17 protein-coding genes are annotated in these 14,175 nt (G+C 61.7%); 10 read left to right on the top strand and 7 right to left on the bottom strand.

The window, feature by feature from the left end:
• Positions 1-134 precede the first annotated feature (134 nt).
• The gene (locus tag GC121_RS05900; protein ID WP_151973203.1) at positions 135-1,103 is read left to right on the top strand and encodes an IS1595 family transposase; all 969 of its coding nucleotides are present in this window, start codon (positions 135-137) and stop codon (positions 1,101-1,103) included.
• Between the two features lie 200 nt (positions 1,104-1,303).
• Here the strand turns inward: GC121_RS05900 and GC121_RS05895 are convergent, their stop codons facing one another.
• Positions 1,304-2,086: a DUF3800 domain-containing protein gene (locus GC121_RS05895; RefSeq protein ID WP_151973202.1), complete on the bottom strand. Its 783-nt coding sequence runs from the start codon at positions 2,084-2,086 to the stop codon at positions 1,304-1,306.
• 10 nt (positions 2,087-2,096) lie between these two features.
• Between GC121_RS05895 and GC121_RS15250 the strand changes: the two genes are divergently transcribed.
• The 9 genes from GC121_RS15250 (at position 2,097) to GC121_RS05855 (ending at position 8,771) form a co-directional block, all read left to right on the top strand.
• Positions 2,097-2,234, top strand: a complete 138-nt coding sequence (locus GC121_RS15250) for a hypothetical protein (protein WP_199857771.1) — start codon at positions 2,097-2,099, stop codon at positions 2,232-2,234.
• Positions 2,235-2,739: 505 nt separating this feature from the next.
• A complete protein-coding gene (locus tag GC121_RS05890) occupies positions 2,740-3,048 on the top strand; it encodes a hypothetical protein (RefSeq protein WP_151973201.1) in 309 nt (102 codons plus the stop codon).
• Positions 3,049-3,311: 263 nt separating this feature from the next.
• Entirely contained in the window at positions 3,312-3,956 is a 645-nt protein-coding gene (locus GC121_RS05885; protein WP_151973200.1) for a hypothetical protein, read from the top strand.
• Positions 3,946-5,277, top strand: coding sequence for a DNA-packaging protein (locus GC121_RS05880; RefSeq protein ID WP_151973199.1), 1,332 nt, complete (start codon positions 3,946-3,948; stop codon positions 5,275-5,277). The genes GC121_RS05885 and GC121_RS05880 overlap by 11 nt, the downstream gene beginning before the upstream one ends.
• Positions 5,278-6,042: 765 nt before the next feature.
• A complete protein-coding gene (locus GC121_RS05875; protein WP_151973198.1) occupies positions 6,043-7,227 on the top strand; it encodes a phage portal protein in 1,185 nt (394 codons plus the stop codon).
• Positions 7,224-7,532, top strand: coding sequence for a DUF6127 family protein (locus GC121_RS15685; RefSeq protein ID WP_151973197.1), 309 nt, complete (start codon positions 7,224-7,226; stop codon positions 7,530-7,532). Before GC121_RS05875 ends, GC121_RS15685 begins: the two co-directional genes overlap by 4 nt.
• Entirely contained in the window at positions 7,457-7,861 is a 405-nt protein-coding gene (locus GC121_RS15845) for an HK97 family phage prohead protease (protein WP_339390075.1), read from the top strand. Before GC121_RS15685 ends, GC121_RS15845 begins: the two co-directional genes overlap by 76 nt.
• The gene (locus GC121_RS05860) at positions 7,776-8,177 is read left to right on the top strand and encodes a DUF2793 domain-containing protein (RefSeq protein ID WP_151975618.1); all 402 of its coding nucleotides are present in this window, start codon (positions 7,776-7,778) and stop codon (positions 8,175-8,177) included. Before GC121_RS15845 ends, GC121_RS05860 begins: the two co-directional genes overlap by 86 nt.
• Before the next feature lie 60 nt (positions 8,178-8,237).
• Entirely contained in the window at positions 8,238-8,771 is a 534-nt protein-coding gene (locus GC121_RS05855; RefSeq protein WP_151973195.1) for a superoxide dismutase family protein, read from the top strand.
• Here GC121_RS05855 and queC read toward each other — a convergent pair.
• From queC to GC121_RS15815, 6 genes are all read right to left on the bottom strand, one after another.
• Positions 8,768-9,460, bottom strand: a complete 693-nt coding sequence (queC, locus tag GC121_RS05850; protein ID WP_151973194.1) for a 7-cyano-7-deazaguanine synthase QueC — start codon at positions 9,458-9,460, stop codon at positions 8,768-8,770. The two genes, GC121_RS05855 and queC, sit on opposite strands and share 4 nt — an antisense overlap.
• Positions 9,461-9,514: 54 nt before the next feature.
• On the bottom strand, positions 9,515-9,925 hold the full coding sequence (locus tag GC121_RS05845; RefSeq protein WP_151973193.1) for a hypothetical protein: 411 nt from the start codon (positions 9,923-9,925) through the stop codon (positions 9,515-9,517).
• 84 nt (positions 9,926-10,009) lie between these two features.
• Positions 10,010-10,906 (bottom strand): Hsp33 family molecular chaperone HslO, encoded by an 897-nt coding sequence (locus tag GC121_RS05840; RefSeq protein ID WP_151973192.1) that lies wholly within the window; start codon positions 10,904-10,906, stop codon positions 10,010-10,012.
• 40 nt (positions 10,907-10,946) lie between these two features.
• Complete coding sequence (argF, locus tag GC121_RS05835) at positions 10,947-11,879, bottom strand: ornithine carbamoyltransferase (RefSeq protein WP_151973191.1); 933 nt, start codon at positions 11,877-11,879, stop codon at positions 10,947-10,949.
• Positions 11,879-13,069 (bottom strand): aspartate aminotransferase family protein, encoded by a 1,191-nt coding sequence (locus tag GC121_RS05830; protein ID WP_151973190.1) that lies wholly within the window; start codon positions 13,067-13,069, stop codon positions 11,879-11,881. The genes argF and GC121_RS05830 overlap by 1 nt, the downstream gene beginning before the upstream one ends.
• A 133-nt stretch (positions 13,070-13,202) precedes the next feature.
• A complete protein-coding gene (locus GC121_RS15815) occupies positions 13,203-14,018 on the bottom strand; it encodes a cold-shock protein (RefSeq protein WP_151973189.1) in 816 nt (271 codons plus the stop codon).
• Between the last annotated feature and the right edge of the window lie 157 nt (positions 14,019-14,175).

The raw sequence follows: 14,175 nt of genomic DNA, 5'->3' as shown, positions 1-14,175 counted from the left end.
TCTCCAACAAAGTAACCGCTATGGCACTTTTTTATTGACATTGTGACGCTGTTCCGGCACATAAGTGGCGATTATGTACTTTACAAACCCACGACTAAGTGGTAGATAATGCTCAACAACGGAGCAATATCACCATGTCGGTTCTTTCATCCCCTCATTTCCACGACGACGCCAAGGCATACGAGTACCTTGAAAGCATCGTATGGGCTGACGGAATTGTTTGCCCGCATTGCGGTACGGTTGGCGGTCGCGTGTACGATCTGTCCGGTGTGCGCACCAAGGCGAGCGTGAAGAATCCCGAAGGCAAGGTGCGCCACGGCCTTAAGAAGTGCGGTGAGTGCCGTAAGCAGTTCACCGCCAAGGTTGGCACCGTGTTCGAACACGCCCGCCTGCCCCTCACCAAGATGCTACAGGCCGTTCACCTTATGGTGTCCAGCAAGAAGGGCATTAGCGCCCACCAGCTTAGCCGCGTACTCGAAGTCCAGTACAAGAGCGCGTGGTTCCTTGCTCACCGTATCCGCGAAGCAATGCGCTCCGGTGATCTGGCACAACCGTTTGGCAATGGCGGTGGCGCTGTCGAAGTGGACGAAACCTACATTGGCTTCAAAAAGGGCGTGGACATGAAGCGTGGCGGTACTGGCCATAAGCGCGCTGTCGTCACCCTCGTAGACCGTGAGACGGGCAAGAGCAAATGGTTCCACGTTGCCAACGCCAGCGCAGCAGACATTCACCCCATCGTTCTCGGCAACATTAGCCGTGAAGCGCGCCTAATGACTGACGAAGCCACGATGTACCGCAAGATCGGCGCTGAATTTGCCGAGCATGGCAAGACGCTGCATGGCGCTGGCCAGTACGTCGATCTTAACGACCGCACTATTCACACCAACACCGTCGAAGGCGCGTTTTCGATCTTCAAGCGCGGTATGCGCGGCGTGTACCAGCATTGCGCAGAGCATCACTTGCACCGCTACCTTGCCGAGTTCGAGTTCCGGTACAACACGCGCACTGCAAACGGCTTTGACGACCGAGAGCGCAGCGCGGAAGCGGTGAAGGGCATCGCAGGCAAGCGTTTGACCTACAACCAATCTGATATCCGCGCCTAAGAGCGCAGAGCAGCTATGGTTGCCAGGATTCAAGCCACGCAGAAAGTCGCGTTGGCGCTAAGTCATTGATCTTGAATCAATCTAATTTCTTGATTTTTCTGCGATATCTGTGTATTTAGACAGCTAATCCACTGCTACGGCGGGTGGTACACGGATGGTACATTAATCCATCGGGGCGGCTCATAGGCCGCCCTTTGTGTTCATGGAAGGTGTTTGTAGCCATAGCCTTTAACTTTGCCTGACGCAGATCGATCATACTTGCCATGATTAAGTAGGATGTTCCCCACCATTGTCGAGAACGCGCTTCGATTAACGTTGTGCCCCATTTTCTCTCGCACAAACATGTGACTTGGATGAGCTAATAGATCACACAACTGCAAGCCCGCGATATTGTCGCGCTTCGTACGGAACTTAAGTGAACCACCCCGCAACACGCTTTGTATGCGGGCGCTGTCTACATATTGAGTACCTTCTGCACGCACACGGGCGTACTCTGATTGCAGTAACCGATCCTTTTTTTGTCTGCTTTCAGGCATTATATCGCCGATATCGCCAGCGCGCTCCAAATATTGCGCGAATTTCTCGACGAGGATTTCCATTAGGTAATGGTAGGGATGCCTTCGCTCCCAATGCCACTGTTTCACCATCCATTGTTTGTCGATTAGGGCCGTGATGACCTTGTAATCTGTGTCCACAAATATATCAGTGATACGCTGGTTAAACTGCGCTTTGAACGCGTCATCTGTGCGGATTTTATGGAACGGGCCGTTGCCACCCAAAATGTGGCTTCTGTGCAAAGAGAAGGGCTCATCAGGGTCTTCATTAAACAAGTCGCCCTTCAAGCTGTTTATGGCGGGTACAAGATTATCGCGTGCGTACTCGCGATTCAGCGCGACACCTGTTAGGCTGAGGAAACGATGCTTATCTTGGTCAAGATTAGTCAGGGTATCAGTACCCTGTTCGTCAACGTACAAGCGGATCATGGAGCGGGGTATGCCTGACACCAAAGACAAAACGCAACTGGAGAAGTTCAAAGAGGCAGCCCGCGACCTCGAATGCGACGACGACGAAGCGCGCTTCAAAGAACGCCTGGGTAAGCTGGCGAAGGTAAAGTCGGAGAAGGCTAAATGAGCCACGAATGGCTGCCGAGCGCATTGGCATACGGCGCTGGCTTTATGGCGCTTTCACTTTTGTATCACATAGCGACGAAGCTAGATGCGATTGAGAAACTGCTCCGCAACCGGAGAGATCAATAATCACTTTCCTACATCGGCCTGCCCGCCTTATCTGCACCGGATGCGCCAGCTTAATCGCGAAGAAATCGAATTCTCGATCCTGCTGTTCCTGATGCTGGCACCGCTCGGCTATTGGATTGTGCGGGCGCTATTCGCTGCGCTCTGACGGGCTTAGTTCAAATAATCCCCAGAAAAACTGGAAAAGGGATTCGCTTTCAACGGCTTGAGTCGGAATCATGTCGACTGACATGAATAGGGGCCGAGCTTCCGACCCGGCCCCATTCATTCCACCTTGGTTTTAGAGCAACCGTCTGGTGGACTGAGCTTGAAACAGCAGGGACACACTAGCCCTGTTCACTCGAAGGTCAAGACGGTTGCGTTAGTCCGAAAGGCACACCGTTATGGCAACCTACGCCGTGAGCTTCAATATCCATTATGACACCGCGAATTCCTATAATGAACGGTATGAGAGCTTGATGGATGAAATCAAGAAATGCCCAAAATTTTGGCTGGAAACCACATCCTTTTGCCTTTGCGAAACGAACGAAACTTTAGAAACTTTCGAACGCCGTTTGTACCTGAGCAAATTCAGCCCCACTAAGGATAAGATGCTTGTCTTGGATGTACGTTACGATGACGCTATTGCGCGCGGGAACATCAAAGATCAAATGACGCTGCGATCGCTTTTACCATCAGTAGTGGTGAAATAAGATTGATGGACTTGGACTGGAACGCGCAGAAGTCTAGCCAAGTCCATCACGACCTTCAAGCGAACCAGTCTGGCAAACGCCATTGTGTACTTTTTGCTCATGTTATCAATCCTATATTGGCTGGGTTTGTAAAGTACATAATCGCCACATAAGTCGAACATCGCGATAAAGCGAGTCGGCAGCACGAATCACCCAAGGGCGGCCTCCTTCACCGGAGGGCCGCCCTTTTTCGTGCCTGCCCGCCTGCATTTTCTGGAGGGATTATGGCGGAAATAACGATCCCGGGGCCTGCATGGATTCCCGGCTTCCTGACGGCGCTCGCTGCCACACGGAGCGTAGACAGGGCAATTGAAGCGGCACCGGTATCGCGCAAGGCAATCTATGATCAGCGCAGGCGCAACCAACGTTTTGACGACGCATGGAAGGCGGCTTTGCATACTGGCGACCTCTTCGTGCCGGTCGATGCGTTGCCGAACAGCAGTGACGGGAAATGGCAGCACCAGTTCCTCGAATTGCTGGCGCAAACATCCAACATCGCCGCCTCGGCGCGCACTGCCAATGTGCCGCTGTCGACTGTCTACCGGATGCGGCGCAACGATCGCGAGTTTGCCGCGAAGTGGGAACACGCGCTTTATGAAGGGTATACCAGCCTCGAAATGGAGCTGCTCGGCCATTTGCGGAGCCCAGAGGCAGACCGCAAAATGGACGTGGCCAATGCCCTGCGTTTGCTGACCGCACATCGCGAGACCGTGGCGCGCGAAAAGGCGCGGCGGGGCAAGCGCGACCGGAAGGAAGTGCTCGCCAGTCTCGAGGCGAAACTGGAGAAAATGCGCGAGCGCCGCTTGCAGGCCGAAAAGCGGGAGGCGCGCAAGGCTGCCGCCCAACAGGCCAGCAGCCATGGGCAGTGAGCAAAGATATGCGCTCGACACCATCGGGCGACGCAAACGCAGCGCCTTCTATGACCAGCTGGACGACAACGAGTGCGACGCGCTCGAAAGCTATTGGCCACTCTGGGCACGGCCCGAGCAGATGCCGCCGCAGACCGCATGGCGACTGTGGTTGATCTGCGCAGGACGCGGCTTCGGCAAAACGCGGGCAGGCGCGGAATGGGTGCGGCACATTGCGTGCCAACACGAAGATGCGCGCATCGCTCTTGTCGCCCGCTCTCTGGGCGAGGCTCGCGCCGTCATGGTCGAAGGCGAAAGCGGCATTCTGGCTTGCTGCAAGCATGACGAAGAACCGCATTTCGAACCGTCGTTGCGGCGCCTGACCTGGCCAAGCGGGGCGCAGGCGACGCTCTATTCGGCAGGCGAGCCCGAAAGTCTGCGTGGCCCGCAGCACAGCCATGCCTGGTGCGACGAAATTGCCAAATGGGACAATGCCGCAGGACGCGCCGAGGCCGCATGGGACAATCTGCAAATGGGCTTGCGGCTGGGCGACCATCCGCAAGTGGTCGCCACCACCACGCCGCGTGCCGTGCCGCTGATGCGGCGACTGGTCAGCGATGGCAGCGATCCGGATCTCGTCGTTACACGCGGCACCACTTATGACAACGCGGCGCATCTTCCCGTCGAGTTTCTTGGCGCGATGAAGCGGCAATACGGCGAGAGCGCGCTGGGACGGCAGGAGCTGGAAGGCGAGCTGCTCACCGACATTGAAGGCGCGCTCTGGACGCGCAGCCTGTTAGAGGCGTGCCGCCTGCCTGCCTGTCTGGAGGACACAGCGCGCATCGTCATCGGGGTCGATCCGCCTGCAAGCGCGAAGGGCGATGCCTGCGGGATCATCGTCGCCGCGCTGACGGCGGGCGGCGAAGGGCGGGTGCTGCACGATGCCTCAATCGAGGCACCCTCGCCCGAAGCCTGGGCACGGCGCGTGGCGGTGACCGCTCGCGAATGGAAGGCCGACCGCGTCGTCGCCGAGGCCAATCAGGGCGGCGATATGGTTTTGAGCGTGTTGCGCGCGGCGGATATCACGCTGCCGGTGAAGAAGGTGCACGCGAGCCGCGGCAAAGTCGCCCGTGCCGAACCGGTCGCCGCGCTCTACGAAGCAGGCCGCGTCGCCCATGTCGGGATGCTGCCCGAGTTGGAAGACCAGATGTGCGGAATGCTGACCGGCGGCGGCTACGAAGGCCCCGGCCGCTCGCCCGACCGGGCCGACGCACTGGTGTGGGCGCTGACCGAACTGATGCTGGGGGAGCGGAGGGTGGTGCCTAGGGTGCGGGGGTTGTGAACGCTTAATCAGCATTTGCGCAACTTGCGGTGCCCGTTCACACCCGAAGTCTCCAAGCATTGCGAGGACTTTGTCGCGGTCACCCGCCATCCGCACCCGTCTCAATTCTTCGCCACGCCCCGCCGAATGTATCCTGTCGAAAACCGAGCTTCCCCATTGGTTGGTGCTTTCCGAGCGATCAGCGTCCGCAAGCCGTCCTTCTAGATCGGGTTGGCGTAGGAGTTTTCCAGGGCGACCGTCTTCGCTTTCCCAGAATTCGAGAATTTCAATCTCTAGCGAGTTCATTACTCGGCCTGTGCAATTCAAGGTACGGGGTATTGGCGGATAGCCACAGGCATTGGGCGGATCGCCGACGCCCAGTTCACGGTAAAAGGCAAGCAAGTCCCGCAGATTGTTGCCCAAGAAAGCCGAAGTGACTGCGATGTCATATCGGGTGCGACAGTCTTGGCACTCTGTATGCACAAGCGCGACCTGCGTGGCGGGATATACGTGATGCGGAGTGAAGGGACGGAAGCGCGGAACGCCTTTGTCCCACCACAGTGGAGGCTTGCTAGCCACTTCGAGAATGTCGTCGTAATCGGGGTACATGGCGCGCTCCGAGATGTGTCAGCTTTTCCGCCATAGCGCCTAAATCTAATATTTCGTTCGTCCTGAGCCTGTCGGAAGCGAAGCTGGCTGTACGCCTACGACGTTGGCACTCGCGCCCTTCGACAGGCTCAAGACGAGCGGGTGTTGGTCGACCATCCAAAAACCAAAGGAACCCCCATGTCATTCCTCACATCGTTACGCTCCGCCTTCAAGGGCGGGGCGCCTTCTCGTGTGCCGCTTGCCCGCACCTTTGCCGCGCCGTGGGGCTCGGCTTACGAGAGCGGCGGCACGCGGCCGCCCTTTGCCTATCGCGATGCGGTGCAGCGCGCCTATTGCGATAATCCGGTGGCGCAGCGCAGTGTGCGGATTGTCGCCGAGGGGGTGGGCAGCGCGCCGCTGGCCGAGGCTGATCCTGCCGCCATCGCGCTCATCCGCGCCACCAGCGGCGGGCAGTCGCTGCTCGAAACGCTCGCGGCGCATTTGCTGCTGCATGGCAATGCCTTTGTGCAGATCGCCCGCGATGGCAGCGGCAAGCCGGTCGAGCTCTACGCGCTGCGGCCCGAGCGGGTCAGCATTGTGCAGGGGGCAGATGGCTGGCCCGTCGCCTATCGCTACCGTCCGGGGGAGCGCACGCTCGAACTGCCCGTGGAGGATGCCGATGGCTGGCCCTGCGTCATCCACCTCAAGGGCTTTCACCCGACCGACGACCATTACGGCGCGGGCTGCCTCGCCGCTGCCGCGCAGGCGGTGGGAATCCACAATGCGGCGGCGGAGTGGAACCGCGCGCTGCTGGAAAACGCGGCCCGGCCATCGGGCGCTTTGGTCTATGAAGCGGGCAGCGATACCAGCGGGCTCACCACCGAGCAGTATGAGCGGCTGAAGGCGGAGCTGGCGCAGGCGTACCAGGGCGGTGGCAATGCCGGGCGGCCGATGCTGCTGGAAGGCGGGCTCAAATGGCAGAGCCTTGCCTTGTCGCCCGCCGATATGGACTTTGCCGAGCTAAAGGCCGCCGCCGCGCGCGACATTGCGCTCGCATTCGGCGTGCCGCCGATGCTGCTCGGCCTGCCGGGGGACAACACCTACGCCAATTACCGCGAGGCGAACCGCGCGCTGTGGCGGCTCACCCTGTTGCCGATGGCGGACAATCTGCTGGGCGCGCTCTCGCAAGGGCTGGCGCCGTGGTTCCCCGGTCTGGCGCTAACGGTCGATCTCGACCGCGTGCCCGCGCTCTCCGAAGACCGCGAGCGGCTGTGGAGCCAGGTGAGCGCGGCAGACTTTCTCGACGAACACGAAAAGCGCGCGATGCTGGGCCTGCCCGAACGCAAAGCCCCCGCACGCGCTTCGACAGGAGACCCGCAATGATCCGCGAAGATATGCTCGCCGCCTTGATGGCGCAGGCCAACAATACCGGCACCGACCTCGTTACGCTGCGCGCGATTGTCGAGGAGGCCAGCGAAGGCGGCGCGCGGCGCGCGGTCGAGAAGCTGGGCTTGGGCGATGACGCCGCGCCCGAGGATCTGGGCGAATTGCGCGACTTGCTGGGCGCATGGCGCACCGCGAAATCCTCCGCCCTGAAGGCTGCGATCGACTGGTGCGTCAAGGTGATCGGCGCGCTGCTGCTGATCGGTATCGCCGTTCGGCTGGGCGTGACGGAGCTAGTGCGGTGAGTGCGCACTGCAAATCCCCCTCCCCGTGGGGAGGGGTTAGGGGTGGGGGTTCCACGCCGATTACTGCCGCCGCAAACCCACCCCTAGCCCCTCCCTCAAGGGCGGGGAGTTTGCGCATCGCCGGATACGCCGCGCTGTTTGCGATTCCCGATGGCGCGAAGGACACTATCCTGCCCGGCGCCTTTGCCCGCACGCTGGCTGAGCGAACCATGCCTCTGCCGCTGTTCTGGCAGCACCGGCCCGATCGTCGGGCAGGCGCAGAAGGAGTTCACCGTAAACGAAGCGCTCGCACGGCTCGACGGGCTGCTCCATCCCGCCGTGGCGGGTGAAGCCGACGCGCCGCCGGGCGCGCCCGCAGATGGCGAGTGCTGGATCGTTGGCGCGGCCCCCACGGGCGACTGGCAGGGCGAAGCGGGCGCGCTCGCCTGTCGCCAAGCGGGAAACTGGCTGTTCGTCGCTCCGCAAGCAGGAATGCGCGTGTTTGACACTGCGCTTTCCGCCTATCGCGTTTACGAGAACGGGTGGTCGCTGCCTGTCGCCGTGGCTGCCCCCACGGGCGGCGCGGTTGAGGATGCCGCAGCGCGCGCTGCCATAGCAGCGCTAATCGCCGCGCTTATCGAAGCGCGGATTCTCCCCGCGACATAGGGAACCGGGCGCGGCATAGAGGGGTTATACTGGCAAACCGTAACGCCAAAGGAAACCCTCATGCTTCGTTATTCCGCCCTGCTCGCTTCCCCGATTGCCCTCTTCGCACTGGCCGGTTGCCAGACGGTATACGAGGAAGCCGCAAGCGAGATCGCCACGGCGCAAATCCGTGACCGGAGCGGCGCGAATGTCGGCACCGCGCGGCTCTATTCGCTGAGCGGCGAAGTAACCGTCAGTGCCAGCTTCACCGGCCTGCCTGCAGGCACGAAGGCGGTGCATCTGCACACGGCGGGCGATTGCAGCGCGGCAGATTTCACCTCGGCTGGCGGGCATCTGAACCCCGGCGGGCACGAACATGGCACCGCCAATCCGCGCGGCGCGCATCTGGGCGATCTGCCCAATGTCACCATCGCTGCCGATGGCTCGGGCACGATGAGCACGGTGCTTCGCGGCACGCTGGAGGGCATTTCGGACGACATTTTCGACGCGGACGGCACCGCCATTGTGGTGCATGAAGGGCCGGACGATTACCGTTCCGACCCTGCCGGTGCGGCGGGCGGCCGCATCGCCTGCGGTGTGGTGACCGCCAGCTAGGCGGGTTCCGCAGCGTAGGGCGTCGTATCGACCAGCCCTGCTTCGGCAAAGCCCTTGCGCCGCAAGCGGCAGCTATCGCATTCGCCGCAGGCAATGCCTGCAGGCGTCGGATCGTAGCACGACCAGCTCCACGCCGGATCAAGCCCGAGCCGGTGGCATTCGCGCGCGATGTCCGCCTTGGTCATATGCTGGAGCGGAGCGTGGATCGTGAAGGGCCGCCCCTCCACCCCTTGCTTGGTGCCGAGCCGCGCAGTCTCGGTGAAGCTGGCGATGAATTCGGGGCGACAATCGGGATAGCCCGAATAATCGAGCGCGTTGACGCCGATGAACAGGTCGCTCGCCCCCGAACTTTCGGCAAAAGCCGTGGTCAGCGCAAGGAACAGCAGATTGCGCGCAGGTACATAGGTGACCGGGATATCTTCCCCCACCCCGCTTTTGGGCACATCGATATCGGCCGTGAGTGCCGAGCCGCCGAACTGCCGCAGATCGAGCGGCATGGTGACGTGCCGCGTCACCCCCAGCTTTTCGGCAATCGCGCGCGCCGACAACAGCTCGCGTACATGGCGCTGGCCGTAATCGATGGTGATCGCGTGGAGCGTAAACCCCTGCTCGCGGGCAATCGCCGCGCTCACCATGGAATCGAGCCCGCCCGACAGCAGGATGACGGCAATCTTCGGTGTATCGGTCATAGCCCGTGCGCTAGGACGCTTGGGCGCAGCCGACAAGATCGAAACAGCGGGATTCTAGCAGGTCGGCGACGTCCGCCGCGCTTCGCCCGTCATCGAGAACGGCGCGCCGCCGACGATGCCCTGCGAATCCACCTGCACCAGACTGTTGCCCTCGCGGCGGATCGTCGTGCGGCCATAGCCATTGCCGCGGCAGGTATATTGCACCGTCACTTCGTCCGCTCCGTCGCGCACGACAAATTGCTCGCAGCCCGGTTGGCGGTGGCGCAGCTGGATCAGCTCGCGCCCGGTACGCAAACAGATCCGCTGGCTCGGCTCGCCCGAGCGGAAGGTCAGCGTCCAGCTGCCCCGGTCGAGATTGTCGAGCATCTCCAACTCGGGCGCCTGCGCGGCGGCAGGCACGACGGCATAGGCCGCCGCGATGGCCGCCATGCCCAGCTTGATCATGCCCGTTCGACGCATTGTCATGTTTCCAATATCCATGCTCACCCTATAAAACACACAAGATGAACGACGAGTTGCACTTTTTGAGCGACGAACTGCTCACTTCACTCAGTCCTGGATGGCAAACTGCTTCGAACAGAACGCGCAATCGACCAGAATGAGCCCGTCTTCATTAGCCATGTCGCGCCGTTCCTCCTTGGGGAAACGCGACAGCACGGACTCGTAATAGGCGGCCGTACAGCGGCATCCCTTGGTCAGATTATCGCCAGGCAGGATGCGCACTTCGCGCTCTTCATGGTACAGACGCCAGACGAGTTCTTCCAGCGACAGCAGCGTGTCTGCCAGTTCCTCGTGCCGAAGGCTTTCGGCCATCACGGAGACGTGTTCCCACTCGGGCAGGTCGTGCCGGACATGCAGCCGCTCGCGCCCTTCCTCGCCATCGGGCAGGTGCTGCACCAGCAGGCCTGCCGCCATGCAACCGTCTGGGCCGGAGCTGATCGCGGTGCGGATGCGGGTGGGCACCTGCTCGCTCTTGGCGAAATAATTCTCCACCGCGCCCGCCAGCGAATCCCCTTCGAGCGGCACAATCCCCTGATACCGCTTGCCATTGCGCGCGATTTCGAAGGTGATCGCCAGATGCCCTTCGCCAAACAGCGTTTGCAGCGAGGCGCTAGTCCCGACATCGGCGGTCATCAGCGGATCGTGCTGGATATAGCCGCGCAGCTGCCCGGCACGATAATCGCAAACGAGCAGATTGGCCACGCCGCCCTTGCTCTGCGCCTGCAGCGTCAGCTGGTCGCCATGATCCTTCAGCAGCCCGCCCATCAGCGCGGTCAGCACCAGCGCCTCAGCCAGACAATGGGTTAGCGCGGGCGGATAGTCATGCGCGCCAAGGATTTCCTCCAACACCGGCCCCAGCCGCACCACCCGCCCGCGGCAATCGCGCTCGGGCAGGGTGAAGCCGAGCAATTTGTCGGAGAAAGTCTGGGTCTGGATCGTGCTCATGCGGGGAATATGGGGGGCGTGGACGCTTTTGTAAGCCGCATCAGCCGATCAGGCCAAAGCACCACAGCAGCACCGATTTCTGCGCGTGGATGCGGTTCTCTGCCTCGTCGAACACGACCGATTGCGGGCCTTCGAACACCTCTTCGCTCACCTCGTCGCCGACATGGGCGGGCAGGCAGTGGAGGAAAATCGCCTCGGGCTTCGCCTGCGCCATCAGCGCCGCATCGACGCGGTAGGGCTGCATCGCGGCGAGCTTCTCCGCGCTGTCCGCCTGCCCCATGCTAACCCACGTATCGGTGACGAGCACATCCGCCCCCGCGGCGGCAGCGCCTGCATCCTGCGTTAGCGTGACCGTGCAACCGGCGGCGCGCGCCAGCTCCACAAACTCCGCTTCCGGCTCGTACCCGGCGGGCGTCGCCACGCGCACGTTGAACTTCATCAGCGCCGCTGCCTCAAGGATCGAGTGCAGCACATTGTTGCCATCACCCAGCCAGGCGACTTCGAGCCCGGGGAGCGGTTTCTTGTGCTCGATCATGGTGAGCAGATCGGCGACGATCTGGCATGGATGCGAACGGTCGGTCAGCCCGTTGATGACAGGCACGCTGGCATAGCGCGCCATTTCCTCGATCTTCGCATGATCGTCGGTGCGTACCATGATGGCATCGGCCATCCGGCTGAGCACGCGCGCGGTATCAGCGACGCTTTCCCCGCGCCCCAATTGCGTCGTCCCTGCATCGAGGACAATCGCGCTTCCCCCCAATTGCCGCATGGCGATGTCGAAGCTCACCCGCGTGCGGGTTGAGCTCTTTTCGAACACCATGCCCAGCACGCGGCCAGCGAGCGGTGCGTCGGCATCGGGCTGGCCCTTGGGCCAACTGGCCCGCGCCACCTTGCGGGTGATCGCATCGTCGATCATCGCGGCAATCGCGTTGCCGCCCGCATCGGACAGGTCGAGGAAGTGGCGCACCGCCATCAGGCTGCCTCGGCAGCCGCGAAGGACGCCGCACCGGCGGAAAGCTTCTCCAGAAACTCGTCCATCTCCGCATCGCCGATCACCAGCGGCGGCAAAATGCGCAGCGTCGAGTCGCCCGCCGCCACCGTCAGCAACTGGTGGTGATCGCGCAGATGCACCATGAAGGGCCGCGGTTCGATCTTCATCTTGAGGCCGAGCATCAGCCCCATGCCGCGCACGCTTTCGAACAGGTCAGGATAATTGCCGATAAACTGTTCCATCCGCGTCCGCAGCCGTTCGCCCTTGGCGCGCACATCGGCGAGGAATTCGTCATTGGCGACTGCATCCATCACCGCCATGCTCGCGGCCATGGCGAGCGGGTTGCCGCCATAGGTGGAGCCATGCGTGCCGAACACCATGCCGCGCGCCGCCTTTTCGGTGGCAAGGCACGCGCCCATCGGGAAACCGCCGCCCAGCCCCTTGGCGCTGGCAACGATATCGGGCGTGATGCCATACTGCTCATAGGCATAGAACGTGCCGGTGCGCGAGACGCCGCATTGCACTTCGTCCAGCACCAGCATCAGATCATGCTCGTCGGCGAGTTGGCGCAGGCCGGTCATGAATTCCTGGCTGGCCGGGCGAATGCCGCCCTCGCCCTGCACTGGCTCCACCAGAAAGCCTGCCGTATGCGGGCCGATCGCCGCCTTGGCCCCTTCCAGATCGTCGAAATCGACATAGCGGAAGCCGGGCAGCAAGGGACTGAAACCCTTGTGCATCTTTTCCTGATTCGACGCGCTGATCGTCGCCATCGTGCGCCCGTGGAAGGCGTTCTTGAAAGTGATGAGCTCGTACCGCTCTTCATTGCCTTCGTGCTGGTGATAGGCGCGCGCGGCTTTGATGGCGCATTCCACCGCCTCTGCGCCCGAATTGGTGAAGAAGACGGTGTCGGCAAAGGTCGTATCGACCAGCTTCTGCGCCAGTGCTTCGCCCTGCGGGCTTCCGTAGAGGTTGGAGACGTGCATCAGCGTTTCGGCCTGTCGCTGGATCGCGCCGATCAGCCCTTTGTGGCTGTGGCCGAGCAGGTTCACCGCAATGCCGCTGGCAAAATCGAGATAGCGGGTGCCGTCCTCGTCAATCAGGTGGCAATGTTCACCACGCACCGGGCGCACGCCGCAGCGGGGATAGACGGGCATCAGCGGAGTAATCGTCATCGGGAAAACGTCCTTCAAAACGCGAAAAAGCGAACGGCGGCCGGGCCTTGATGGTCCGACCGCCTGTTCTCTTCGCCTTTAGGACGAGGCAAGCAGGGGGTCAAACCTTGCCGCCTTATTTTCAGGTGCGGTTCTAAGCCTGAACCGGCACCAGATTGACGGCGGAATATTTGCCGCGTCGGTCGACTTCGAGATCGAATTCGAACCGGTCGCCTTCTTCGATGCTCTGGATGCCCGAGCGTTCCACCGCGCTGATATGCACAAAGGCATCTTCCTTGCCATCGTCGCGGGTGATGAAGCCGAAGCCCTTCATCGCATTGAAGAACTTGACCGTGCCAACGGCCTTTTCGCCGGTCAGCTCGCGCTGCGGTGCGGCCTTTGCGGGAGCGGCGATAACATCGCCGACAACCTGCAGATCAGCAGCCGACACTTTGCCGCCGCGATCCACCAGATTGAACTGCAGCTCCTGCCCTTCGGCAAGACCATCAAGCCCGGCGCGTTCCACCTGGCTGATGTGCACGAACACGTCCTCACCGCCCTCGTCGAGCTGGATGAAGCCGAAGCCCTTTTGTGCGTTGAAGAATTTGACCTTGCCCGATCCGGTGCCGACAACCTGTGCGGGCATACCGCCGCCGCCGCCGCCAGCGCCGCCGCGCGGGCCACCGCTGCCGCCGCCGCTGCGGAAACCACCGCCGCCGCCAGCGCCACCACCGCTACGCGGGCCGCCACGGTTTCCGCCGCCAAAGCCGCCGCCGCGATCGTCATTGAAGCCGCCACCGCCGCCGCCAAAGCCGCCGCCACCGCCTCCGAAGCGGTCATTCCCCCCGTCGCGCCAGCCGCCGCGTTCCATCGGCGGCGGTCCGCCTTCCATGAACGGATCGAAGTTGTCTTCGCCGAAACCATCCCGCTTGTCTCGACCCCTGCCGCGACGTCCTTTGTCGTAACCCATGTAAACCAGAAACCTTGTTTTCCCGCCCTGCGCTATCTTGGCCGGAACTGCGGACGAACTCAGCACCGGCCGGGGATACAAGACAATTCCCGCATCTCCGCCGCTGGTCTATAGCTGTAAATTGGGCGGGACGCGAACAATTTAAGATTGCAGCAAA

The sequence above is a fragment of the Erythrobacter sp. EC-HK427 genome, from assembly GCF_902498745.1.
In the GTDB taxonomy this organism is placed as follows: Bacteria; Pseudomonadota; Alphaproteobacteria; order Sphingomonadales; family Sphingomonadaceae; genus Alteraurantiacibacter.
The sequence above is the reverse complement of the archived record's forward strand: the minus strand, read 5'-3'. Positions and strand labels throughout refer to the sequence as shown.